Source organism: Pseudomonas sp. P4_C4 (assembly GCF_056402055.1).
This window is the reverse complement of record NZ_JBFUID010000002.1, coordinates 196,777-219,647: the sequence shown is the minus strand read 5'-3', so window position 1 is coordinate 219,647 and position 22,871 is coordinate 196,777. Positions and strand designations below refer to the sequence as shown.

The 22,871-nt window shown below is 59.7% G+C and carries 20 protein-coding genes; 12 read left to right on the top strand and 8 right to left on the bottom strand.

All coding sequences use genetic code 11. The annotated features are described in order from the left end of the window. Positions 1-16 precede the first annotated feature (16 nt). Positions 17-688: a TetR/AcrR family transcriptional regulator gene (locus tag AC1DXW_RS02590; RefSeq protein WP_223546881.1), complete on the bottom strand. Its 672-nt coding sequence runs from the start codon at positions 686-688 to the stop codon at positions 17-19. 145 nt (positions 689-833) lie between these two features. Here AC1DXW_RS02590 and AC1DXW_RS02585 point away from each other — a divergent pair, with 145 nt between their 5' ends. The 5 genes from AC1DXW_RS02585 to AC1DXW_RS02565 all read left to right on the top strand — a co-directional run bounded on the left by AC1DXW_RS02585 (position 834) and on the right by AC1DXW_RS02565 (position 5,564). Further along, positions 834-2,264 (top strand): coniferyl aldehyde dehydrogenase, encoded by a 1,431-nt coding sequence (locus tag AC1DXW_RS02585; RefSeq protein ID WP_477753571.1) that lies wholly within the window; start codon positions 834-836, stop codon positions 2,262-2,264. 28 nt (positions 2,265-2,292) lie between these two features. After that, the gene (locus tag AC1DXW_RS02580) at positions 2,293-2,838 is read left to right on the top strand and encodes a twin-arginine translocation pathway signal protein (RefSeq protein ID WP_477753570.1); all 546 of its coding nucleotides are present in this window, start codon (positions 2,293-2,295) and stop codon (positions 2,836-2,838) included. 78 nt (positions 2,839-2,916) lie between these two features. Beyond that, complete coding sequence (locus AC1DXW_RS02575) at positions 2,917-4,512, top strand: GMC family oxidoreductase (RefSeq protein WP_477753569.1); 1,596 nt, start codon at positions 2,917-2,919, stop codon at positions 4,510-4,512. Between the two features lie 115 nt (positions 4,513-4,627). Further along, positions 4,628-5,107 carry a pantetheine-phosphate adenylyltransferase gene (gene coaD / locus AC1DXW_RS02570; RefSeq protein WP_046039203.1) on the top strand — a complete coding sequence of 160 codons (480 nt, stop codon included), beginning with the start codon at positions 4,628-4,630 and terminating at the stop codon, positions 5,105-5,107. Between the two features lie 205 nt (positions 5,108-5,312). Beyond that, positions 5,313-5,564 carry a YfhL family 4Fe-4S dicluster ferredoxin gene (locus AC1DXW_RS02565; protein ID WP_003195146.1) on the top strand — a complete coding sequence of 84 codons (252 nt, stop codon included), beginning with the start codon at positions 5,313-5,315 and terminating at the stop codon, positions 5,562-5,564. A gap of 143 nt (positions 5,565-5,707) precedes the next feature. Here AC1DXW_RS02565 and mutM read toward each other — a convergent pair whose 3' ends face one another. Next, entirely contained in the window at positions 5,708-6,520 is an 813-nt protein-coding gene (gene mutM, locus AC1DXW_RS02560) for a bifunctional DNA-formamidopyrimidine glycosylase/DNA-(apurinic or apyrimidinic site) lyase (RefSeq protein ID WP_477753568.1), read from the bottom strand. Between the two features lie 32 nt (positions 6,521-6,552). Continuing rightward, a complete protein-coding gene (locus tag AC1DXW_RS02555; protein ID WP_477753567.1) occupies positions 6,553-7,422 on the bottom strand; it encodes an HDOD domain-containing protein in 870 nt (289 codons plus the stop codon). 153 nt (positions 7,423-7,575) lie between these two features. Between AC1DXW_RS02555 and AC1DXW_RS02550 the strand changes: the two genes are divergently transcribed. From AC1DXW_RS02550 to ilvD, 4 genes are all read left to right on the top strand, one after another. Continuing rightward, positions 7,576-8,772, top strand: coding sequence for a class I SAM-dependent rRNA methyltransferase (locus tag AC1DXW_RS02550; RefSeq protein WP_477753566.1), 1,197 nt, complete (start codon positions 7,576-7,578; stop codon positions 8,770-8,772). A gap of 277 nt (positions 8,773-9,049) precedes the next feature. Further along, entirely contained in the window at positions 9,050-10,246 is a 1,197-nt protein-coding gene (locus AC1DXW_RS02545) for an MFS transporter (protein ID WP_477753565.1), read from the top strand. A 193-nt stretch (positions 10,247-10,439) separates the two neighbouring features. Next, entirely contained in the window at positions 10,440-10,898 is a 459-nt protein-coding gene (locus AC1DXW_RS02540; RefSeq protein WP_477753564.1) for an REP-associated tyrosine transposase, read from the top strand. A 354-nt stretch (positions 10,899-11,252) separates the two neighbouring features. Then, a complete protein-coding gene (ilvD, locus tag AC1DXW_RS02535) occupies positions 11,253-13,094 on the top strand; it encodes a dihydroxy-acid dehydratase (protein WP_477753563.1) in 1,842 nt (613 codons plus the stop codon). A gap of 521 nt (positions 13,095-13,615) precedes the next feature. On the opposite strand, the gene AC1DXW_RS02530 is transcribed toward ilvD, so the two are convergent. From AC1DXW_RS02530 to AC1DXW_RS02515, 4 genes are all read right to left on the bottom strand, one after another. Next, complete coding sequence (locus tag AC1DXW_RS02530; RefSeq protein WP_477753562.1) at positions 13,616-14,233, bottom strand: hypothetical protein; 618 nt, start codon at positions 14,231-14,233, stop codon at positions 13,616-13,618. Continuing rightward, positions 14,230-15,669 (bottom strand): PAAR domain-containing protein, encoded by a 1,440-nt coding sequence (locus AC1DXW_RS02525; protein ID WP_477753561.1) that lies wholly within the window; start codon positions 15,667-15,669, stop codon positions 14,230-14,232. The genes AC1DXW_RS02530 and AC1DXW_RS02525 overlap by 4 nt, the downstream gene beginning before the upstream one ends. A gap of 186 nt (positions 15,670-15,855) precedes the next feature. Then, positions 15,856-16,143: a DUF6124 family protein gene (locus tag AC1DXW_RS02520; RefSeq protein WP_477753560.1), complete on the bottom strand. Its 288-nt coding sequence runs from the start codon at positions 16,141-16,143 to the stop codon at positions 15,856-15,858. A gap of 554 nt (positions 16,144-16,697) precedes the next feature. After that, complete coding sequence (locus AC1DXW_RS02515) at positions 16,698-17,753, bottom strand: HAD family hydrolase (RefSeq protein WP_477753559.1); 1,056 nt, start codon at positions 17,751-17,753, stop codon at positions 16,698-16,700. 255 nt (positions 17,754-18,008) lie between these two features. On the opposite strand from AC1DXW_RS02515, the gene AC1DXW_RS02510 reads away from it, so the two are divergent. Continuing rightward, positions 18,009-19,400 carry an L-cystine transporter gene (locus tag AC1DXW_RS02510; protein WP_477759742.1) on the top strand — a complete coding sequence of 464 codons (1,392 nt, stop codon included), beginning with the start codon at positions 18,009-18,011 and terminating at the stop codon, positions 19,398-19,400. A gap of 116 nt (positions 19,401-19,516) precedes the next feature. Here AC1DXW_RS02510 and AC1DXW_RS02505 read toward each other — a convergent pair whose 3' ends face one another. Further along, on the bottom strand, positions 19,517-20,029 hold the full coding sequence (locus AC1DXW_RS02505) for a dihydrofolate reductase (protein WP_477754026.1): 513 nt from the start codon (positions 20,027-20,029) through the stop codon (positions 19,517-19,519). 85 nt (positions 20,030-20,114) lie between these two features. Between AC1DXW_RS02505 and AC1DXW_RS02500 the strand changes: the two genes are divergently transcribed. Then, the gene (locus AC1DXW_RS02500) at positions 20,115-21,485 is read left to right on the top strand and encodes a DUF2868 domain-containing protein (protein ID WP_477754025.1); all 1,371 of its coding nucleotides are present in this window, start codon (positions 20,115-20,117) and stop codon (positions 21,483-21,485) included. Continuing rightward, a complete protein-coding gene (locus tag AC1DXW_RS02495; protein WP_477754024.1) occupies positions 21,478-22,854 on the top strand; it encodes a GTPase/DUF3482 domain-containing protein in 1,377 nt (458 codons plus the stop codon). Before AC1DXW_RS02500 ends, AC1DXW_RS02495 begins: the two co-directional genes overlap by 8 nt. The last annotated feature ends 17 nt before the right edge of the window (positions 22,855-22,871 follow it).

The following is a 22,871-nucleotide window of genomic DNA, read 5'->3' as shown; positions in this document are numbered from 1 at the left end:
TTATCGGACTTCGATCCTACGACACTTCCTCAAGCGCCTGGGCCAGGGGCACGTAAAACTCTTCGAACAAGGCGTTGACCGCATCGCGGGCCTCATCCGTGACGAACCCGGCCTCCAGCACCAGCACCTGATACACCCCGCGTTTAATGGCCTGCTCGCTGAGGTGGCTGGAATTCTCCCGCGTGGTGCACAGGAAGCGCACCCAGGACGTGAGGATGATCCAGGCATTGAGGGTCAGGGATTCGATCTGCACCTTGTCCATCTTCAGGATGCCGGCGGCGACAAAACCTTCGTAGATCGCCGAACCCTGGATCAGGCAGCGCTGGGAGAAGCGTCGATAGCGGTCGGCCAGGTCCGGATCGCTGTCGAGCAAATGTTCGAGATCGCGATGCAGAAACCGGTAACGCCACATCGCCGCCAGCAGCTCCTTGAGGTAGAAGCGTTTGTCTTCCACCGTGGCAGCACGGCCCTGGGGCGGGCGCAGGAAGCTGTCCACGAGGCTTTCGTACTCGCTGAACAGCACAGCGATGATCGCCTGCTTGTTAGGGAAGTGGTAGTACAGGTTGCCCGGGGAAATTTCCATGTGGGCAGCAATGTGGTTGGTACTGATGCTGCGCTCGCCCTGTTGATTGAACAGCTCCAGGCTGTTCTGCACGATGCGCTCGCTGGTTTTGATCCGTGGGGCCATGGCTTGAGCTTTAATTCAGAGTGCGTTGACGGGCATCTTAGATCTATCCGCGAGCGGATAAAACAAAGCTGTTTCAGGATGTCATTTGACTTTTTAGAGCATAGACTCTAAAAAATGCCTCATTACAATAAATCCGGAGCCGACCATGACTGCTGAAATTTCCTACCTGCAGAAACTACAGCAGCCGCTGGAAGAGCTTCAGGCCCTGTTCGACGCCCAGCGTGCCGCCTACGCCGCCAACCCGATGCCACCCGCCGCGCAGCGCCAACAATGGCTCAAGGCGCTGAAGGATTTGTTGAACAAGGAACGCCAGGCCCTGATCGATGCGATCAGCCAGGACTTCAGCCATCGCAGCGCCGATGAAACCCTGCTCGCCGAACTGATGCCCAGCCTGCACGGCATCCATTACGCCAGCAAACACCTCAAAGGCTGGATGAAAGCGTCGCGGCGCAAGGTCGGTGCCGCCTTCCAGCCGGCTTCGGCCAAAGTCGTTTACCAACCGCTGGGCGTGGTCGGGGTCATCGTGCCGTGGAACTACCCGCTGTACCTGGCCATCGGCCCGCTGGTCGGCGCGCTGTCGGCGGGCAATCGGGTGATGCTCAAGCTCAGTGAGTCGACCCCCGCGACCGGCCTGCTGATGAAGCAACTGCTGGCGCGAATCTTCCCCGAAGACCTGGTTTGCGTGGTCCTGGGTGAGGCTGATATGGGCGTGGCGTTTTCACGCCTGCCGTTCAATCACCTGCTGTTCACCGGCGCCACCAGCATCGGCAAACACGTCATGCGCGCCGCCGCGGAAAACCTGACCCCGGTAACCCTGGAACTGGGCGGCAAGTCCCCGGCCATTGTTTCCCGCGACGTGCCGCTCAAGGACGCCGCCGAGCGTATCGCCTTCGGCAAAACCTTGAACGCCGGCCAGACCTGTGTGGCCCCTGACTACGTACTGGTGCCGGAAGATCGCGTCGGAGGTTTCGTCGAAGCCTATCGCGCTGCCGTCCGCGGGTTTTATCCGACGCTGGCCGACAACCCGGACTACACCGCGATCATCAATGAGCGACAACTGGCGCGCCTAAACGGCTACGTCAGCGATGCCACCAGCAAGGGTGCGTTGCTGATGCCGCTGTTCGACCAGGGCCAGGGCCGACGCATGAGCCATAGCCTGCTGCTCAATGTCACTGACGAGATGACGGTGATGCAGGACGAGATCTTCGGGCCGCTGCTGCCGATCGTGCCGTACAAGGATCTGGACCAGGCATTTGCCTACATCAACCAGCGCCCACGCCCACTGGCGCTGTATTACTTCGGCTACGACAAGCGCGAACAACAGCGCGTTCTGCACGAAACACATTCCGGTGGCGTGTGCCTGAACGACACCCTGCTGCACGTCGCCCAGGACGACATGCCGTTCGGCGGCATCGGTGCCTCGGGCATGGGCCACTACCACGGCCATGAAGGGTTCCTGACCTTCAGCAAAGCCAAGGGCGTGTTGATCAAACAGCGGTTCAACGCTGCGAAACTGATTTACCCACCGTACGGCAAAACCATCCAGAAGCTGATCCAGAAGCTGTTCATCCGCTAACGATCGTCACCGTCGGGTAATAACAATAATGAACCCCAGCCTGTCCGATACACCCGCGCTGTCACGGCGCGGGCTGCTCAAATTCAGCCTCGGCGCCACAGCATTCCTCGCCACCGCCGGGCTCGGAGCCAGCCTCAGCGGTTGCTCGTCGAGTGTCCCGGCCAATGGTTTCGTCACGTTACGCAGCGGCGACCTGCTGTTTTTGCGGGCGTTGATACCGGTCATGCTCGAAGGTGCCGTGACCGCCGAACGGATGCCCGAGGCTGTCGAGGGCACACTGAAAAGCCTTGATTACAACCTCGCTCACTTGTCACCGGAAATGCTCAAGCTGACCAGGCAACTGTTCGATGTACTGGGCATGGCCGTGACCCGCGGACCGCTGACCGGGATCTGGGGCAGCTGGGAAAACGCCAGCGCCGATGATACCCGGCAGTTTCTGAACCGCTGGGAAAACAGCTCGTTGAGCCTGCTGCGCATGGGCCACAGTTCCCTGCTGCAACTGGTGATGATGGCCTGGTACGGCCGCAAGGAATCGTGGGCGCATTGCGGGTATCCCGGGCCGCCAACAGTCTGAAATCGAGTCGCCCCTATCGCGAGCAGGCTCGCTCCCACACTTGACCGTGTACCCCGATAATAAAAAGAGAACCCGAAGATGCCCGTACCTGATCCGTTCCGCGAAGGCATGGCCCGAGGCTGGAAAACCTACAACGGCTCGCAACTGACCCAGGACCTGACACTCGAAGTGGACGTGGCGATCATCGGCAGCGGAGCCGGTGGCGGCACCACCGCCGAAATTCTCAGCGCGGCCGGCTACAAAGTGCTGCTGATCGAAGAAGGCCCACTCAAGACCAGCAGCGACTTCAAGCTGCTCGAAGACCAGGCCTACAGCAGCCTTTATCAGGAAGGCATCGGCCGCATGAGCAAAGACGGCGCGATCACCATCCTCCAGGGCCGGGCGGTGGGCGGCACCACGCTGATCAACTGGACCTCCAGTTTCCGCACTCCGGAACCGACCCTGGAACACTGGGCCAAAGAGCACAACGTCAAGGGTCATAGCCCGGCGGAAATGGCGCCGTGGTTCGAGAAAATGGAGCAACGCCTGGGTGTCGCGCCGTGGATGGTGCCCCCCAACGCCAACAACGATGTGATCCGCAAGGGCTGCGAAGCACTGAATTACTCATGGCACGTCATCCCGCGCAACGTTCGCGGCTGCTGGAACCTCGGCTACTGCGGCATGGGCTGCCCGACCAACGCCAAGCAATCGATGATGGTCACCACCATTCCAGCAACCCTGGAAAAAGGTGGCGAGCTGCTTTACCTGGCCCGCGCCGAAAAACTCATGATCAGCGGTGACAAGGTCACCGGCCTGCAATGTTCGACGATGGATGAACGCTGCGTCGCACCGACCGGGCGCACCGTCACGGTCAAGGCGCGGCATTTCGTGCTGTCCGGTGGCGGCATCAACAGCCCGGCCTTGCTGATGCGCTCCGGGGCACCCGACCCGCACAAACGCCTGGGGAAACGCACCTTCCTGCACCCGGTGAACATGTCCGCCGCGCTGTTCGACGAAGTGGTCAACCCGTTCTACGGCGCGCCGCAGTCGATTTACTCCGACCATTTCCAATGGCAGGACGGCACCACCGGCAAGATGTCCTTCAAACTGGAAGTCCCACCCCTGCACCCGGCGCTGGCCACGACGTTGCTCGGTGGTTTCGGCCAGGAAAACTCGCAGCACATGGCCAATCTGCCGCATACCCACGCCATGCTGGCGTTACTGCGGGACGGTTTTCACCCGGACAGCCCCGGTGGCAGCGTCGAATTGCGCAGCGATGACACACCGGTGCTGGATTATCAGCTCTCGCCTTACGCCTGGGATGGATTGCGCCGGGCGTTCCATACCATGGCCGAGATCCAGTTTGCCGGTGGCGCCAAGGCCGTGATGCCGATGCACGCCGACGCCCGCTACGTGAAGACCCTCGCCGAAGCGCGCACGCTGATCGACGACCTGAGCCTGGAGTTGTATCGCACACGGCTGGGCAGCGCCCATGTGATGGGCGGTTGCGCCATGGGTGAAGACCCGACAATCGCGGTGACCGACAGCCTCGGCCGGCATCATCAACTGGGCAATCTGTCGATTCACGACGGCTCGCTGTTCCCCACCAGCATTGGCGCCAATCCGCAGTTGTCGGTCTACGGACTGACAGCGCAACTGGCGACATCCCTGGCCGAACGTTTAAAAAACCCATGAAAATGACGATAATTTCTATCGTCTATAGTGCTTTCTTACCCAACAGGCGACTTGGCCGACCGGGAAGGCTGCGATACCATCCGACTCCCCAACGGATTCCCGCCAGGACGACGCGATGAACCGAGTGTTGTACCCAGGTACCTTCGACCCTATTACCAAGGGCCATGGCGATCTGGTCGAACGCGCCTCGCGCCTGTTCGATCACGTGATCATCGCCGTCGCCGCGAGCCCGAAGAAAAACCCGCTGTTTCCTCTGGAACAACGGGTAGAACTGGCGCGCGAGGTCACTAAACATCTGCCGAACGTTGAAGTCGTCGGTTTCTCGACGCTGCTGGCGCACTTCGCCAAAGAGAAGAACGCCAACGTGTTCCTGCGTGGATTGCGCGCGGTGTCGGACTTCGAATACGAATTCCAGCTGGCCAACATGAACCGCCAGCTGGCGCCGGATGTGGAAAGCCTGTTCCTGACCCCGTCCGAGCGTTACTCGTTCATTTCCTCGACGCTGGTCCGTGAAATCGCAGCCCTGGGCGGCGATATCACCAAGTTCGTCCACCCTGTGGTGGCGGACGCCCTGACCGAGCGCTTCAAGAAGTAAATCTGGCAACTGTGGGAGCGAGCCTGCTCGCGATGGACGTCAACGATAACGCGGGAAACCTGACACCCCCCGGCGTTCTCGGGTTCATCGCCAGCAGGCTGGCTCCTACAGTACGTCGCGCCTGCGTGCAACGCAGGCGCCAATGCGGCACAATTGTGCGCATTGGTTTATTGCGCCCGGGCCTGTCGCCCTGGCTGGAGTTAGCATGTCCCTGATCATCACCGACGATTGCATCAACTGCGACGTTTGCGAACCCGAGTGCCCGAACGCCGCCATTTCCCAAGGCGAAGAGATCTACGTGATCGACCCGAACCTGTGCACCCAGTGCGTCGGCCACTACGACGAACCGCAGTGCCAGCAGGTCTGCCCGGTGGATTGCATTCCACTGGACGAAGCTCATCCGGAGACTGAAGAACAGTTGATGGAGAAGTACCGGAAAATTACCGGGAAGGCTTGAATGATGTAGTGCTCTTTCGAGCCTCATCGCGAGCAAGCTCGCTCCCACACTGGATCTGTGTCGTTCACAAACCCCTGTGGGAGCGAGCTTGCTCGCGATGAGGCCATCAGCCACGCCGAATCTCTAACGGATTGTCGCGCGTATCAGCTCTGACAACGCGGGCAAAAAACGCTGGCGCGCTGCCCGAGCTTCACTTCCCGCAGCCCCGTGCCACAAACCTTGCAGTGCTCACCGCCACGGCCGTACACGAACAGTTCCTGCTGGAAATAACCGGGCTGTCCATCACCACCGATGAAGTCCCGCAGCGTGGTACCGCCGCGCTCGATGGCGGCCGCCAGGATGCGCTTGATCTCGATGGCCAGCTTCAAGTAACGCGCACGGGAAATGCTCCTGGCTTCGCGGCGCGGGTCGATCCCGGCGGCGAACAACGCTTCGGTCGCGTAGATATTGCCAACGCCCACCACCACCGCGTTGTCCATGATGAACGGCTTGACCGCTATCGAGCGGCCACGGGACTGCTGGAACAGGCGCTCACCATCGAACAGGTCGGTCAGCGGCTCAGGCCCCAGGCGGATCAGCAATTCATGATTGAGCGGATCGAGACTCCAGAGCATTGCGCCGAAGCGCCGCGGGTCGGTGTAACGCAGGGCCAGGCCCGACTCCAGCTCGATGTCCACATGCTCATGCTTGGCCGCCGGCAACCCGGCTTCCACCAGCCGCAAATTGCCTGACATGCCCAAGTGGCTGATCAAGGTGCCGACTTCGGCATTGATCAGCAGGTACTTGGCGCGCCGCTCCACCAATACGATGCGCTGGCCGGACAGGCGCACATCGAGGTCCTCGGGAATCGGCCAGCGCAGGCGCCGATCACGCACGATCACCCGGCTGACGCGCTGGCCTTCCAGGTACGGCGCGATGCCGCGACGGGTGGTTTCGACTTCTGGCAGTTCAGGCATGGTGCGCTCTTGAAAGAAGAAAATTCCGACACTCAGCGATGAGTGCCGAGGTCGCGGATCGTCTGCTTGAGGGTCTCGAAATCGTAGTCCGAGAGGCCGACATAATCGAGCACCAGCGCCGCGATGCTGTTCCACTCGTGATCTTCGGTCTGGCTGCCCAGTACCCGATAAGAAGCACAAATATGCTCGGCCATTTTCAGTATCGCCAGCAGGTTCTTCAGTGAACTGTTGCGCGACGACTCATCGCTGAAGATCGCCAGGGCATTGTGGTGATTGGCGATCGCCGCGCTCACGTGCTCCGGCAGACGCCAGGACTTGGCCGTGTAATACCCGACCACGGAGTGGTTAGTATTGAACACCTGGTTCTCCGTATCCACCACCCGACATTCGGCACTGGCGCTGGCATAGGCCTGCTCAAGAACGCCCATGTAGTCGGGGAAACGCTGGAGCATCAACGGGACGCCGCAGTCGTGGAACAAGCCCAGGGCATATGCTTCGTCGCCATTTTCAACGCCGATGCGCTTGGCCAGGGTCAGGCAGGTCATGGCCACGTCCTGGGCGGTGTCCCAGAAACGGTTCAGGGTGACAATGGTGTCGTCATTCATCTCGCCCTTGATCGACTGCGCGTTGATCAGGTTGATGACCGAGCGGCTGCCCAGCAGATTTACCGCGCGCTGGATCGAGGCAATCTTGTTGCTCAGGCCGTAATACGGCGAATTGACGATCTTCAGCAGGGAACCGGAAAGACCCGGGTCCTGGGAAATCAGCTTGGCGATGACTTCCAGATCCGGGTCGGGCATGTACTGCTCCATCTGCAAATCCACCATGATTTGCGGCTGGGCCGGTACGCTGATGCCCTGCAGGGCTTGTTGGATCTGTTCGGAAGTCAGCTCTTGGGACATTTGTGCACACTCAGGGTCAGGCGGTGATTCTAACCTTTATGAAGTTGGATCCGACATACCAAATCGCAAGACAACCCTCGCCACATGTCCACTTGCAGGCCAATCCGGGGTCTCAACACGCTATACTCCCGCTCTTTTTTCCGGAGCGACGACATGTCCCTGCCTAGCCTGCGCCTCAAAGCCAACGCCGACCGTCGTCTGCGCAACGGTCACTTGTGGGTCTACAGCAACGAAATCGATGTAGCCGCTACGCCTTTGCACGGTTTCAAGGCCGGCGACCAGGCAATCCTCGAAGCCGCTGGCGGCAAGCCGCTGGGCATCGTTGCCATGAGCCCGAACAACCTGATCTGTGCCCGTGTGCTGTCGCGCGACATCAAGTTGCCGCTGGATAAATCGCTGCTGGTACACCGCCTGAACGTGGCCCTGTCCCTGCGCGATCGCCTGTTCGACAAGCCGTTCTATCGCCTGGTCTACGGCGACTCCGACCTGCTGCCGGGCCTGGTGGTCGACCGTTTCGGCGACATCCTCGTAGTACAGATCGCTTCGGCCACCATGGAAGCCCATAAAGACGATGTGATCGCGGCGCTGACCCAAGTGCTCAAGCCAAGCGGCATCCTGCTCAAGAACGACTCCGCTGCCCGTGACGCCGAAGGCCTCACCCGCTACGTCGAAACCGTGTTCGGCCTGGTGCCGGAGTGGGTTGCCCTCGAAGAGAACGGCGTGAAATTCGAAGCACCGGTCATCCAGGGCCAGAAAACCGGCTGGTTCTACGACCACCGCATGAACCGCGCACGCCTGGCACCCTACGCCAAAGGCAAACGCGTGCTCGACCTGTACAGCTACATCGGCGGCTGGGGCGTGCAGGCTGCCGCGTTCGGCGCCAGCGAAGTGTTCTGCGTTGATGCGTCGGCCTTCGCCCTTGATGGTGTCGAGCGCAACGCCGCACTGAACGGCTTCGCCGAGAAAATGACCTGCATCGAAGGCGACGTGTTCGAAGCCCTGAAAGAGCTGAAAGCCAGCGAAGAACGCTTCGACGTGATCGTGGCCGACCCGCCGGCGTTCATCAAACGCAAGAAAGACATGAAGAACGGCGAAGGCGCCTACCGTCGTCTGAACGAGCAAGCCATGCGCCTGCTCACCAAGGACGGCATCCTGGTCAGCGCATCATGCTCGATGCACCTGCCGGAAGACGACCTGCAGAACATCCTGCTGACCAGCGCCCGCCACCTGGACCGCAATATCCAGATCCTGGAACGTGGCGGTCAGGGTCCGGATCATCCGGTGCATCCGGCTATCGCTGAAACCCGCTACATCAAGAGCATCACCTGCCGGTTGCTGCCTAACAGCTAAAACCGCAACCCACTGTAGGAGCAGCCGGTCGACGCTCGATTGCTCGCGATGGTCGTCAACGATAACGCTGGCAGCCTGACGCCCCACGGCGCTCTCAGGCTCATCGTCGGAACGCCGCCCGGAGCAATCGAGCGTCGACCGGCTGCTCCTACAGAGGTTCCCTGCTTCAAAACAGGAAGCCTCCTACAGCGCTTTTGATTGAATTGCCTGCGTCCCAGACTAGTATCGGTTTCTGGTTTCAAGCATGAACGCTTGATCACTCCGGAAAACAAAAACAATGTCTGAGTCCTCTTACCCAGCTCTAAGTGGCGAACTGAAACGCCAACGAGTCTCCCGCTTTATCCTGATTACCAATATCTCGCTAATCAGTTTTTTCCCACTGAACATCCTCCTGCCTTCTTTTCCTGCCCTGGCCGCGAAGTTCGACAGTTCAACCGCTGACATCGCCCTTTCTATCAGCCTGTTCACGCTGGTTTTTGCGTTTTCTCAATTAATAACCGGCCCGCTTTCAGATAAGTGGGGGCGCAAGGAAGTTCTTCTTGGTTGCATCGTTGTTTCTACCCTCGGCTCGATAGGTTGCGCGCTGGCGACGGACTTCCCAAGCTTCCTGGCGTTTCGTGCAGTCCAAGCCATCGGGTGTGGTTTTTTTGTGTTGGGTCATGCACTGGTGGAGGATTTGTTCGATGAACAGGATAGGGCCCGGGTGCGCATTTATTACATGACGCTGAGCGGTTCCTTTGTTGCACTGGCACCGCTGTTAGGCTCTTGGCTACAAACCACTTTCGATTGGCAGGGTAGTTTTTATGGTTTTGCGCTCATGGCGCTCGGCATGCTGATCCATGCCCAACTGATACTGCCTTCCAAGGCAGCCCTCCCAGAAAAAACACCCGTTTCAGTCATCCGCACGCTGAAATCCATCGCTGAAAATCAAGACTTCATCCGCTATTGGTGGATAGCCGCGTTAGTGTTCGCTTGTTATTTCGCGTTGATCAGCGTGACACCGCTGATTTTCATGGATGAGTTGAAACTGTCCGAGTACCAGTACGCGTGGGTACTTATGGTGTATGGGATCGCCTATTTCCTGGGTGGAGTCGTTGCTACCACCGTGCAGAAACATATCTCCCTCTCTGTGCAAATCAACATCGGCCTCGGATTACTGGGTGCCGCCGGCCTGTTGTTGGCGTTGATCATCCGTTCTGAGGCGATGACAACCATTACCCTGCTCATACCGATGGTGATCAGTGCTCTGGCGGTAACCCTGGTACGGCCTGCCGCCATTTCCGCAGCCATGTTGCTGTACTCAAACAGCGCCGGGACGGCCGCATCCTCAGGCAACAGCATCATGTTCATCACTGCGGCTCTCAGCAGCGCCGCCCTCGCACAAACCGGGGACAATTTGCTGATGACCATTGCTGTCAGCTACATCGTGTTCAGTCTTTGGGGTTTGCTGACGAACACCAGGATCGGACGCTGACTTGTAGGAGCGAGCTTGCTCGCGATGGTCGTGAACGATAACGCGCTCATTCTGGATGAACGAGTTGCCCTCTGGTTCATCGCGAGCAAGCTCGCTCCTACAGACATAAGACACATCTGGAACTACTGTCGGACCGACAAGCTTCCCCTCCTCACCTACCGTTTCTCTTCCAATCGCAGAAGAGGACCAAGGAATGTCCAACACATCCCATGCCCATCACTTACGCACCGGCCGCTACTCGGAAACCGGTCGGACTTATTTGCTCACAGCGGTCACCCACCAGCGACAACCAATCTTCGAGGACTGGCGTATTGGACGCCTGGTGGTAAGCGAATTCAGGAAGGCAACTGAGGACGGCCAAGCCTCCTCTATTGCCTGGGTGATCATGCCAGATCACTTTCACTGGCTCGTCGAGTTGCATAGCGGTGATTTGCCGAAATTGATGCAAGCCACCAAATCTCGAAGCGCCCGCGCTATCAACAAAGCGAGAGGCTGTCACGAGACGCTATGGCAAAAAGGTTATTTTGACCGGGCGTTGCGTCGCGAGGACGATCTGAAAGCGATGGCCCGATACATCGTTGCCAACCCATTGCGAGCAAGGCTAGTCGACCATATCGGCAAATATCCGCTATGGGACGCCATCTGGCTCTGAAACACAGCCCACTGTAGGAGCGAGCTCGCTCGCGATGGTCGCCAACGATAACGCTGGCATCCTGACACCCCGCGGCGTTCTCAGGTTCATCGCGAGCAGGCTCGCTCCTACAGGATTGCGTCTTTCCACACGTCTCGTGAATGCTTGCGGCCATTCCCTCCAGCCGCCAGCCGTGTAGAATCGCGAACATTCATCGCCAGTCATCCCCGGCGGGTTTATGAGCTCAAGCTGAAGCGCGCGGCGATCCCGCAAAGTTATCGGCAACTTCCGGACACGCGGCCATTTCTGAGTGTTCCAGACGTCAATAGAAGCTCACTTCCCTTTTGATACCTGATTAGCCGCCCGGAGTGCTTCATGCCTGATTACCGCTCGAAAACATCCACCCATGGCCGCAACATGGCCGGCGCCCGTGCACTGTGGCGCGCCACGGGGATGAAAGATGACGACTTCAAGAAGCCGATCATCGCCATTGCCAACTCGTTCACCCAGTTCGTACCGGGCCACGTGCACCTCAAAGACCTGGGGCAACTGGTCGCCCGCGAGATCGAACGCGCTGGCGGCGTGGCAAAGGAATTCAACACCATCGCTGTCGATGACGGCATCGCCATGGGCCACGACGGCATGCTCTATTCGCTGCCGAGCCGCGAGATCATCGCCGACTCCGTCGAGTACATGGTCAACGCCCATTGCGCCGACGCCATCGTGTGCATCTCCAACTGCGACAAGATCACCCCAGGCATGCTGATGGCGTCCCTGCGCCTGAACATCCCGGTGATCTTCGTCTCCGGCGGCCCGATGGAAGCCGGCAAGACCAAACTCGCTTCCCACGGCCTCGACCTGGTCGACGCCATGGTGATCGCCGCCGACTCCAGCGCTTCTGACGAGAAAGTCGCCGAGTACGAGCGCAGCGCCTGCCCGACCTGCGGTTCGTGCTCTGGCATGTTCACCGCCAACTCGATGAACTGCCTGGTCGAAGCACTGGGCCTGGCATTGCCGGGCAACGGTTCGACCCTGGCCACCCACAGTGACCGCGAACAGCTGTTCCTGCAGGCCGGCCGCACCATCGTCGAGCTGTGCAAGCGTTACTACGGCGAGAACGACGAGTCGGTGTTGCCGCGCAACATCGCCAACTTCCAGGCGTTCGAAAACGCCATGACCCTGGACATCGCCATGGGCGGTTCCACCAACACCATCCTGCACTTGCTGGCCGCTGCCCAGGAAGCCGAGATCGATTTCGATCTGCGCGACATCGACCGCCTGTCCCGTCACGTGCCGCAACTGTGCAAGGTCGCGCCGAACATTCAGAAGTACCACATGGAAGACGTGCACCGCGCCGGCGGCATCTTCAGCATCCTCGGTTCGCTGGCCCGTGGTGGCTTGCTGCACACCCAGCTGCCGACCGTGCACAGCCGCAGCATGGAAGAAGCCATCGCCAAGTGGGACATCACCCAGACCACCGACGAAGCCGTGCACCACTTCTTCAAGGCCGGTCCGGCGGGCATCCCGACGCAAACCGCGTTCAGCCAGTCGACCCGTTGGGAAACCTTGGACGACGACCGTGAAAACGGCTGCATCCGCAGTGTCGAGCACGCGTACTCGCAAGAAGGCGGCCTGGCCGTGCTCTACGGCAACATCGCCCTGGACGGCTGCGTGGTGAAAACCGCTGGCGTCGACGAATCGATCCATGTGTTCGAAGGCAACGCCAAGATCTTCGAAAGCCAGGACAGCGCCGTGCGCGGCATCCTCGCTGACGAAGTGAAAGAAGGCGACATCGTCATCATTCGCTACGAAGGCCCGAAAGGCGGCCCGGGCATGCAGGAAATGCTCTACCCGACTTCGTACCTGAAATCCAAAGGCCTGGGCAAAGCCTGCGCCCTGCTCACCGACGGCCGTTTCTCCGGCGGCACCTCGGGCCTGTCCATCGGCCATGCTTCGCCTGAAGCGGCTGCTGGCGGCGCGATCGGCCTGGTGCAGAACGGCGACAAGGTGCTGATCGACATTCCGAACCGCTCGATCAACCTGTTGGTCAGCGACTCCGAGTTGGCTGCACGCCGGGTCGAGCAGGACAAGAAGGGCTGGAAACCGGTGGAAGTGCGTCCACGTAAAGTGACCACCGCGCTGAAAGCCTACGCCCTGCTGGCCACCAGTGCCGACAAGGGTGCTGTGCGTAACAAGGCGATGCTTGACGGGCTGTAAGGCTTAAGCGTCGAACAAAAAATGCCCCGCCAAGTGCGGGGCATTTATTTTGGATCAATTACCAGCCGATCATATCCTTCTTGTGACCTCGTCATTTTCCGGAGCATGAGATCCGCGCAACTTGCCAAATGTAGTGAAGTGCCAACAGTGTTGGCCCCAAGATTGCCCAGCTAATCCATATGTCGTGGTCGGGGTATGTAAACAAAATCAGCAACGGAGGAGACATCGCCAGTAATCCCATCATTAACATTGCTGTTATAGCCAGCCTACGTCGCAACTCGGTAGTAGCGGGTCTGTTTAACGCCGCCAAAACAAGTCCGCAGGTTCCCAGCCATGCGAGCGTGCTGAGCAACACGTAAAAAACCTCACCGGACCCCATAAAAACCAGGCTGAGAAACGCCAGTCCTAAGGCAGGCAGGACGCCTCCAGCTATATACATAGCCGACCGAAGAATGCATACAACCATGTATATCTATTCCATTAAAAAGCTCTCGAGCTGCATAAACTCTCGGAAGCGCGAGTCAAGGATTTACCCACGGCCTAGCTACTTGTAGCTTGATGAGATAACGCTCCTCTTTGGGACGCTTGTCGTCTCTAAAACGATTGACCACCAGCATCGCTTGATACTGATTACCCGCTTGCCAAGTAGACGTGCCGCCTTTGTTCACGTCTCGCAACCGAGCCCGCCATTCGGGAGTGTCAGCAAACGGTGGGTCGTCGTTGACCCGAATGGGTATCCAGCCACCGTGGCGCCATTGCGCCTGCAAATCCAGCACGACCTTGAGGGTATCGTCGAGTAACAGCGGCTCGATTTGTGGGGACATGCGGAGACTTCTGACTAACCCATCACGATCGAAACTAACCGTGAAAAAGCGAGCTAATGGGGTCACGAATCCGAACTGAGAATCCAGGAAACGAAGACGAGCATCCGACTTGGGCAATCTCCCCCAAAAATGCCCAGCAATGGCTGGATCAATGACCGCGCTGGAGCGCTGACGCATGATTTCCCAAGGCTCGCCAATCACCAGTGCAATCTCCGGCTCGCCCGAAAGCGCTCGGACTGCTGCCACTATCAGCAGCGCCGCGACTGCGAGTGACAAGATCCTGCGTCGCCAATCCATGCGTCGCAGCAGACTCATCGCACGCCCCGGCCTGCGGCAATGTCGAGAATCGCCTGTTCGATCAGGTGGCGATCAGAGCGTCGTAGCAGATCATCAAATTGCGTCGCGGCCTTGAGCACAAAGGGCATGCGCTGATCGATATCGGCCAGGTTGGCAAAGTAATCGCTGCTGAAGCCAACTGTACGTCCGTCTTCGCTGGGACGGCACTGGCTGGCCAGGGTCAGTTCGACGGCTGCAGCGGCGCCGGTGGGGAAGTTCGTGACATAGGCAAATTGATTGTCACGTAGCAGAGATACCAGCTGCGCGTCGCTGTACATTGCTGATTGCAGAATGTTCTGTTGTTCGTGCCAAGCCAGATGCACAACGCTTTCGGCAATGTTGCCAGCCTCAATGGCAGCGAAGGCTTGCAGTATTTCCTCATGGTAAGTGCCAAACTCCAGTTTTTCCTGCTCGATCGGCCATAACACTGGTTGTTGTAGATGCCCAAATATGTTTTTTCGTGAAGCGAGGCATGTCTTTAGCGCCCACAACCCACGCTCCTTGTAAAAAGCATGTAGCGGAAACACATCCAGAAACAGCGTGGTATTGCCCAGCGCCAGCATGTCGTGCACGTACTGGAGTTGCTTCTGCACGTACGACAATGATTCGCTGTCGTTACGCAGGTCAATGCCCGGTATCGGATTATTGCTTCGGGTTAGCTCGTAGTCGCGTTGCGACTGTTTGTCTGTCTTGCCGAACAATTCAATCCCAAAGAATTTCCAGCGACGCTGGGCGCTGTCGACCATGCGCTTTCCCGCCTCGTATTCATTCTGAATCCTCTCGACTGATTCAGCCGCATGTAACAACCCACACCCCACCTGCTTGGAGGCGAACGCCGCGAGGCCCGCCCATTGGAAGCGCTGATCCTCCAGCCACAATCGGGCGTACGCCGCATTGATCGCCCGATTACGCGCCTTGGGGTCGGCGATCAGGATACCGCCCGGTGCCACGATGGCTTCGGCTCTTTGCTGATAGCTGCGCCAAAGGTTCTGGCAGACCTGTCCCGACTGCTCGCCGTAGCTCGTTGCAGGACGGACGCTGGAGGGGCTCGGTTCGGCTGTCGGCTTACGAGCTTCGACCGGTGCGGCGGATTGAGCCGCGGCTCGGGCAGACGACGCAATGCTGCCGCCTTCGATCGTTTGGCTCCTCATGGTCTGATTGGCGATCAACTTGGGCGATGGATCGCACTTGCACTTGCACAGGTCGCCATCCAGCGCGGGCTTGCGTCCTTCCCAATCCTCCGACAGGCGTGGGCCGACGCAGATGATTGTCCCGGTGCTGTCGCATTCCGGGCACTTGACCTCATCGCCTTCGCGGGCCAGTGCCTGGCCATTGATGCTGCCGCGATGCCAACCGCTGACGACGGTTCCCTTGACGGTGGTTTTGGCCCCGACGGTGATGTAGTAGCGCCTCATGCGAAATATGTCCTTGTCAGATCGAAAGGACGCACGCTAGAAGAGGCGAAGTGGAGGATAAATCAGACGTTTCCTTGATTGATGTAAGTCAATTCTGAAATGAGACTGGATATGGACAACTGTGTACTCGCGATAACCGTCGAACATGAAAATGCCCCGCCAAGTGCGGGGCATTTTTTGTCCGCGCTATTCCTGCGGGTCGAGGTTATCCAACGCCTGATTCACCGCCAGCTCGCCCAACATGATCACCTGCGCAATCCCCAGCATCGTGCTGCGTTGCGAGCCTTCCAGCAGGCCGGCGAAATCGCTGGCCATCACATTGGCCGAGGCGAGGGATTCGCAGGCGTGGGCCAACAGGGTTTCGGTATCGAGGCCGGGCGCGATCAAGAATGTTCGGTTGGGTTTGCGCGGGGTGGTGTTGATGTGGGCGGAGAGGTTGTCGGTATTTGGGGGATCGGGGGTAATTTTGAGCATTGATGGAACTCCGGGTGAGAAAAAAGGAGCCATCACCCTCGCTACCAAACGATGGGTGGCGGCCACACGCAGGTTGGTAGACCGGTCACCAGGAACCCGGCGCGTCCGAAGATGCCCTGCGCATGGCCACCATATGAGCAGAGACAGAAACGAACCCTGCAAAGGGTGGCGCAATGCGCCGAGGTGAACACGGGCTACCAAACCCGATCACTGATGTTCAGTGACGCGGAAACGATAGAAGCCGCCCCCCAGGCGCACAAGCCGGCGGATTCTGGCGTAGTCGTAGTCCCTTACGCAAGAATGCGTAGGTTGCGACTGTCAGGAGATGTCGTTCAAGCGGAGGCTTTCATTGCACCGATTGGCCTCATCGCGAGCAAGCTCGCTCCCACAGGGATTGTGGGTATGCCTACGATTTATGTTGGACCGTAGAATCTTGTAGGAGCGAGCTTGCTCGCGATGAACGCAAAGACACCGCGCTAAATCAGAAAGCCCGCGTTATCGTTTAACGACCATCGCGAGCAAGCTCGCTCCTACAGAGAATCTAAAGCCTGGTCTTACTGGATTTCTTCAGGCTTCACGATCACCCAGTTCTTGTCCGCAGTCACCGTCAACCCTTCCTTGGCCTGGGCCGCGGCGTTCTTGGCCATCATGCCGTTGATCTGGGTCATGTACTTGTCCTTGCGGTTGACCCACAGGTGGATGCCGCCCTTGGCCACGTCAACGCTGTGGAACAGCATGTAACCGTCGCTGCTCGGGGTATCACCGCCAACCAGCACCGGTTTTTTCCACTCGTCGATGTAGGTCAGGATTGCCGCCTGCTTGCCGGCCATCCAGGTTGCCGGGGTCCACAGGTACGGGGTCAGTTCCAGGCCGAGGTTGGCCTTCTCGTCATATTTGCCGGCGGTGACCTGCTTGCGCGCGGTGGTCAGTTCGCCAGTCTTCGGGTCCTTGAGCAGCAGCGACACGCCGATCACGTTCTGCGGTTTGACGTTGTAGCCGTACTTGGGATCGGCCGCGACCATGCGCACCAGTTCTTCGGAGGCAGCGGTCATCACGTAGACCTCGATGCCGTTCTCCATCAATTTGTTGTACAGCTCTTGCTGGCCGGTGAAGATTTTCGGCGGGTTGACGTCGAGTTTCTTGACCACGTCGCCTTCGTAATACGTGGCCGGCACTGGTTTGCCGGACGCCATCATCTCGTCGACATAGCCCTTGAGTTCCTTGAGCGTGAAGCCGGAGAACACTTGGGCGACCCATGGATAGCAGACCATGTCGTCGACTTCGCAGAGGCGGTAGTAGTAGCTGAACAGGCTTTCCTTGTGGTCGGCGGTGTCCTTGAACGGCATCAGTTTCAGGGAGGGATCGAGCTTGTCGCGGGTGATCAGGCCCTTGTTCTCCATGAACGGCAGCAACGACTCTTCGAGGTCGTAGCGGTAACTGGTGTTGTCCATGTCGAACACCGCGTAGTTACCCTTGTTGGCGTTGGCGGCGATCATGGCGTCCAGCGCCTTGGCCTGATCGGCGGGCCAGTGCTTCAGATCCGTTGCAAGCACCTGGCCGGCGAGGCCCAGGCAAAGTGCTGCTGCCAGCAATTTCGGTGCGAACTTCATTGGCATGCTTCCCTTATAAAAAGACCCTGAATGAAAGACATCGACGCTAACAAATAAGTGTGACAGTCCTCGTCTGTCAGCGACCGCCCGCGTCCCTTTCGCGCCAGTTGCATTTCTGACAGCGACATCCGCTTATTCCAAAAACGACGGAAACCATGCGTTTTTGATATTAATTCATTAGTTTTCAAGCTGTTAGGCTTGCCGGTTCGCAGCTGCCCCGGACGGTAGCTGGCACAAGTCTCACTCGGAGTTTTCATGAATCTGCCGCTGATCCTCAATCTGCTGGTGTTCCTCGCCCTGCTCCTGGGCCTGGCGCAAACCCGCCACACCACATGGAGCCTGGCGAAAAAAGTCCTGCTCGCGCTGGTGCTGGGCGTGGCGTTCGGTGTGGCGTTGCACACTGCCTACGGTGCCGGCAACCCGGTGCTGAAAACCTCGATCGGCTGGTTCGATCTGGTGGGCAACGGTTATGTGCAGCTACTGCAAATGATCGTGATCCCGCTGGTGTTCGCCTCGATCCTCAGCGCCGTGGCCCGTCTGCACAATGCTTCGTCTCTGGGCAAGATCAGCTTCCTGACCATCGGCACGCTGCTGTTCACCACGGCCATCGCGGCCTTGATCGGCATCGGCCTGACCAACCTGTTCGGCCTGACCGCCGAAGGCCTGGTGGCCGGCACCCAGGAAATGGCCCGGCTGCAAACCATCCAGACCGATTACGCAGGAAAGGTCGCCGACCTGAATGTGCCGCAGCTGTTGCTGTCGTTCATTCCGCAAAACCCGTTCGCCGATCTGGCGCGGGCCAAGCCGACGTCGATCATCAGCGTGGTGATATTCGCTGCGTTCCTGGGTGTCGCGGCCCTGCAGTTGCTCAAGGATGATGTCGAGAAAGGTCAGAAGGTGATCAACGCCATCGACACCCTGCAAGCCTGGGTCATGCGACTGGTGCGCCTGGTGATGAAGCTGACCCCGTACGGCGTGTTGGCGCTGATGACCAAAGTGGTCGCCGGCTCGAACCTGCAAGACATCATCAAGCTCGGCAGTTTTGTCGTGGTTTCTTACATCGGCCTCGGTCTGATGTTTGTGGTGCATGGCGTGCTGGTGTCGGCCGCCGGGATCAACCCGCTGCGTTTCTTCCGCAAGATCTGGCCGGTGCTGACGTTTGCCTTCACCAGCCGCTCCAGCGCTGCGACGATTCCGTTGAGCATCGAGGCGCAGACCAGTCGTCTGGGCATTCCGCAGTCCATCGCCAGTTTCGCCGCTTCGTTTGGCGCAACCATTGGCCAGAACGGTTGTGCCGGCCTGTACCCGGCGATGTTGGCGGTGATGGTAGCGCCGACTGTGGGCATCAACCCGCTGGACCCGCTGTGGATCGCAACGCTGGTGGCGATTGTCACGCTGAGTTCGGCCGGTGTGGCCGGGGTTGGCGGCGGTGCGACGTTCGCCGCGCTGATCGTGCTGCCGGCGATGGGCTTGCCGGTGTCACTGGTGGCGTTGCTGATTTCGGTCGAGCCGCTGATTGATATGGGGCGTACGGCGTTGAATGTCAGTGGGTCGATGACGGCGGGGGCGATTACCAGTCAGGTGATGCAGCAGACTGATAAAGCGCTGTTGGATGCGGATGAGCATTTGGCGTTGGCGCAGGCTTGATCGGCGCCTGATAGACCGCTATCGCGAGCAAGCTCGCTCCCACAGGGATCTGTGGTGTTCACACAATTTGTGATTCACCTCAAAACACTGTGGGAGCGAGCTTGCTCGCGATGCTTTTAGGCTTTTTCCCAGACTTCGAAGTTGTACGCAGGTTTTTCGCCTTCGGCCGGGTTCGGCACATTCGACACCAGTTTCCACTGGTTCAAATCAAACTCCGGAAACCAAGCGTCCCCTTCCGGGCTCAGCGCCACGCGAGTCAGGTATAGCCGATCAGCCTGCGCCAGCCCTTGCGCATACAACTGCGCACCACCAATCAGCATCAGCTCATCAACGCCCTGTTCCTTCGCCCATTCTTCGGCGCGAACGACGGCAGCTTCCAGCGACGGATAAACCTCCGCGCCTTCCAGCACCAGATCCACCTGACGGCTGACCACAATGTTCAAGCGGCCCGGCAACGGACGACCGAGGGAGTCCCAGGTCTTGCGGCCCATGATGATCGGCTTGCCGAGCGTGGTGGCCTTGAAATATTTGAAGTCCCCCGGCAAGTGCCAGGGCATGCTGTTGTCGACGCCGATCACACGGTTTTCACCGAGGGCTGCGATCAGGCTGAGGGGGAGTGATTTAGTCATGCCCGCGAGGATACCAGAGCCTCGCTTTCGCCGATAAGCGCCACAGCGGTTATGCTCACAGCTCAATTAAGCGACGGGATGCCGCGTGACTGAACTCAATACCCTCTGGCTGACAGAAACCATTCGACTGCGCGAAGAACACGCAGGCCCCCTGGAAGACCTTGAAGCCAACCGGCTGGCCCGCAGCGCCGGCGGCGATTTGCCGTCGCGCATTCAACGCCGGGCCCTGTGGCTGGCCGAGCGCGATGGCTTGAGCGATGCTCTCAAACACTGGCTGCAAGGCGCGCGACTGGCGCTGATGGTAATGGCGGTGCTGGCGGTGATCAGCGGCGCCGGCCTGGCCTTTGCTGCAATGGGCGACGGCCTGCACCCGGTGAATGTGTTCTGGGCCTTGGGCAGCCTGCTCGGGCTCAATCTGATCCTGCTGCTGAGCTGGGCCCTGGGACTGGTGTTCGCCGGCGAACAAGGCGCCAGCCTCGGACGCCTGTGGCTGTGGCTAAGTGAAAAACTTGCGCGTGATGCCAAAGCCGCACAACTGGCACCGGCCCTGCTCCTGTTGCTGCAACGCCAGAAACTCAATCGCTGGGCTATCGGCGTGCTGGTCAACGGCCTGTGGTTGCTGGCGATGCTCAGCGCCCTGGTCATTCTGCTGACGCTGATGGCGACCCGGCGCTACGGTTTTGTCTGGGAAACCACGATCCTCAGTGCCGACACCTTTATCGCCGTCACTCAGGCGTTTGGCGTGCTACCGGCTCTGCTCGGCTTCAGCGTGCCGACCGAAGAAATGATCCGCGCCAGTGGCGATGCCGCACTGAACATCGAAAGTGCCCGTCAGGCCTGGGCTGCGTGGCTGGTCGGCATCTTGCTGGTCTACGGCGTTGTGCCGCGCCTGCTGCTGGCGCTGTTTTGCCTGTGGCGCTGGAAAACGGGGCAAACGGCGCTACGTCTGGATTTGAACCTGCCCGGTTACGCACAACTGCGCGAGCGCTTGATGCCCACCAGCGAGCGCCTCGGCGTCAGCGATGCGGCACCGGCGCAACTGCATCGCGTGGAAGGCGGCGTCAGCGAACAACAAAGTGATGGTGCTCTATTGGTCGCCATCGAGCTGGACGACGACCGCCCGTGGCCGCCACAACTGCCGAAAAACGTCAGCAACGTCGGCATCCTCGACAGCCGCGAATCGCGGCACAAACTCCTCGAACAACTGAGCCGCTTTCCCCCGGCGCGCCTGGCCATTGCGTGCGATCCACGGCGTTCGCCGGATCGCGGCAGCCTGGCCTTGATTGCCGAACTGGCCCGCAGCGCCAGCGCCACCCGCGTGTGGTTGTTGCAGGCGCCCCCCGGTGAAGCGCTGGACGCCGAACGCCTGGGCGACTGGCACGTGGCGCTGCAACAGCTTGAGCTGCCGTTTGCCGATTGTGCACCGATGAACTGGCTGGAGACGGGTCATGACTGACGCCTGGAAACAGCCTCTGAAACTCGCCGTGGTCGGCCACACCAATGTCGGCAAAACCTCGTTGCTGCGTACCCTGACTCGTGACGTCGGCTTCGGTGAAGTGTCCCATCGCCCCAGCACCACACGGCATGTCGAGGGCGCACGATTGTCAGTGGACGGCGAGCCGTTGCTCGACCTCTATGACACCCCCGGACTGGAAGACGCCATAGCCCTGCTCGATTACCTCGAACGCCTGGAGCGTCCCGGTGAACGCCTCGACGGCCCGGCACGCCTGGCGCGCTTCCTCGAGGGTAGCGAAGCCCGGCAACGCTTCGAACAGGAGGCCAAGGTGCTGCGCCAGTTGCTGGCGTCGGACGCCGGGCTTTATGTGATCGACGCCCGGGAGCCGGTGCTGGCCAAGTATCGCGACGAACTGGAAGTGCTGGCCAGTTGCGGCAAACCCTTGCTGCCGGTGCTGAACTTCGTCAGCAGCGCCAACCATCGCGAGCCGGCATGGCGTGAAGCGCTGGCGCGGCTGGGTTTGCATGCCTTGGTGCGCTTTGACAGCGTCGCGCCGCCGGAGGATGGCGAGCGTCGACTTTATGAAAGTCTCGCCCTGCTGCTGGAGTCTGCCCGACCGCAACTGGAACGCCTGATCGCCGATCAGCAGGCTCAACGCCTGGCCCGCCAACAAAGCGCAGAGCGATTGATTGCCGAATTGCTGATTGATTGCGCGGCTTGCCGACGCAGTGTGGTCAGTGAAGCCGAGCAGGAACAACAAGCCATCAGCGAACTGCGCAAGTCCGTGCGACAACGGGAACAGCGTTGCGTCGAGGCCCTGCTCAAACTCTACGCTTTCCGCCCACAGGACGCCGCGGCCAGTGATTTACCGCTGCTCGACGGCCGTTGGGGCAATGACCTGTTCAACCCGGAAACTCTCAAGCAACTGGGCGTGCGCGTCGGCGGCGGGATCGCGGCGGGTGCTGCTGCGGGGGCCGGGGTCGATTTGCTGGTGGGCGGCATTACCCTCGGCACCGCCGCACTGGCCGGTGCCATCGCCGGCGGTGCGCTGCAAACCGCGCGCAGTTACGGCAGGCGCTTGCTCGGCAAGGTCAAGGGCCAGCGCGAACTGACGGTGGACGACAACGTGCTGCGGCTGTTGGCGCTGCGTCAGCGGCAATTGCTGCAAGCGCTCAACGCCCGTGGGCATGCGGCGATGGACAGCATTCAGGTCGCCGCGCCACAGGACAAGAGCTGGCGTGAAGGCAAACTGCCCGAGGCTCTGAACAAAGCCCGGGCACATCCGCAGTGGTCCTCGCTCAATCCTCATTCCAAACTAAATCAGGCGGAGCGGCAGGAACAGGTTGAGGCGTTGGCGCAGCAGCTTTAGCCCTGCAAAGCACAACC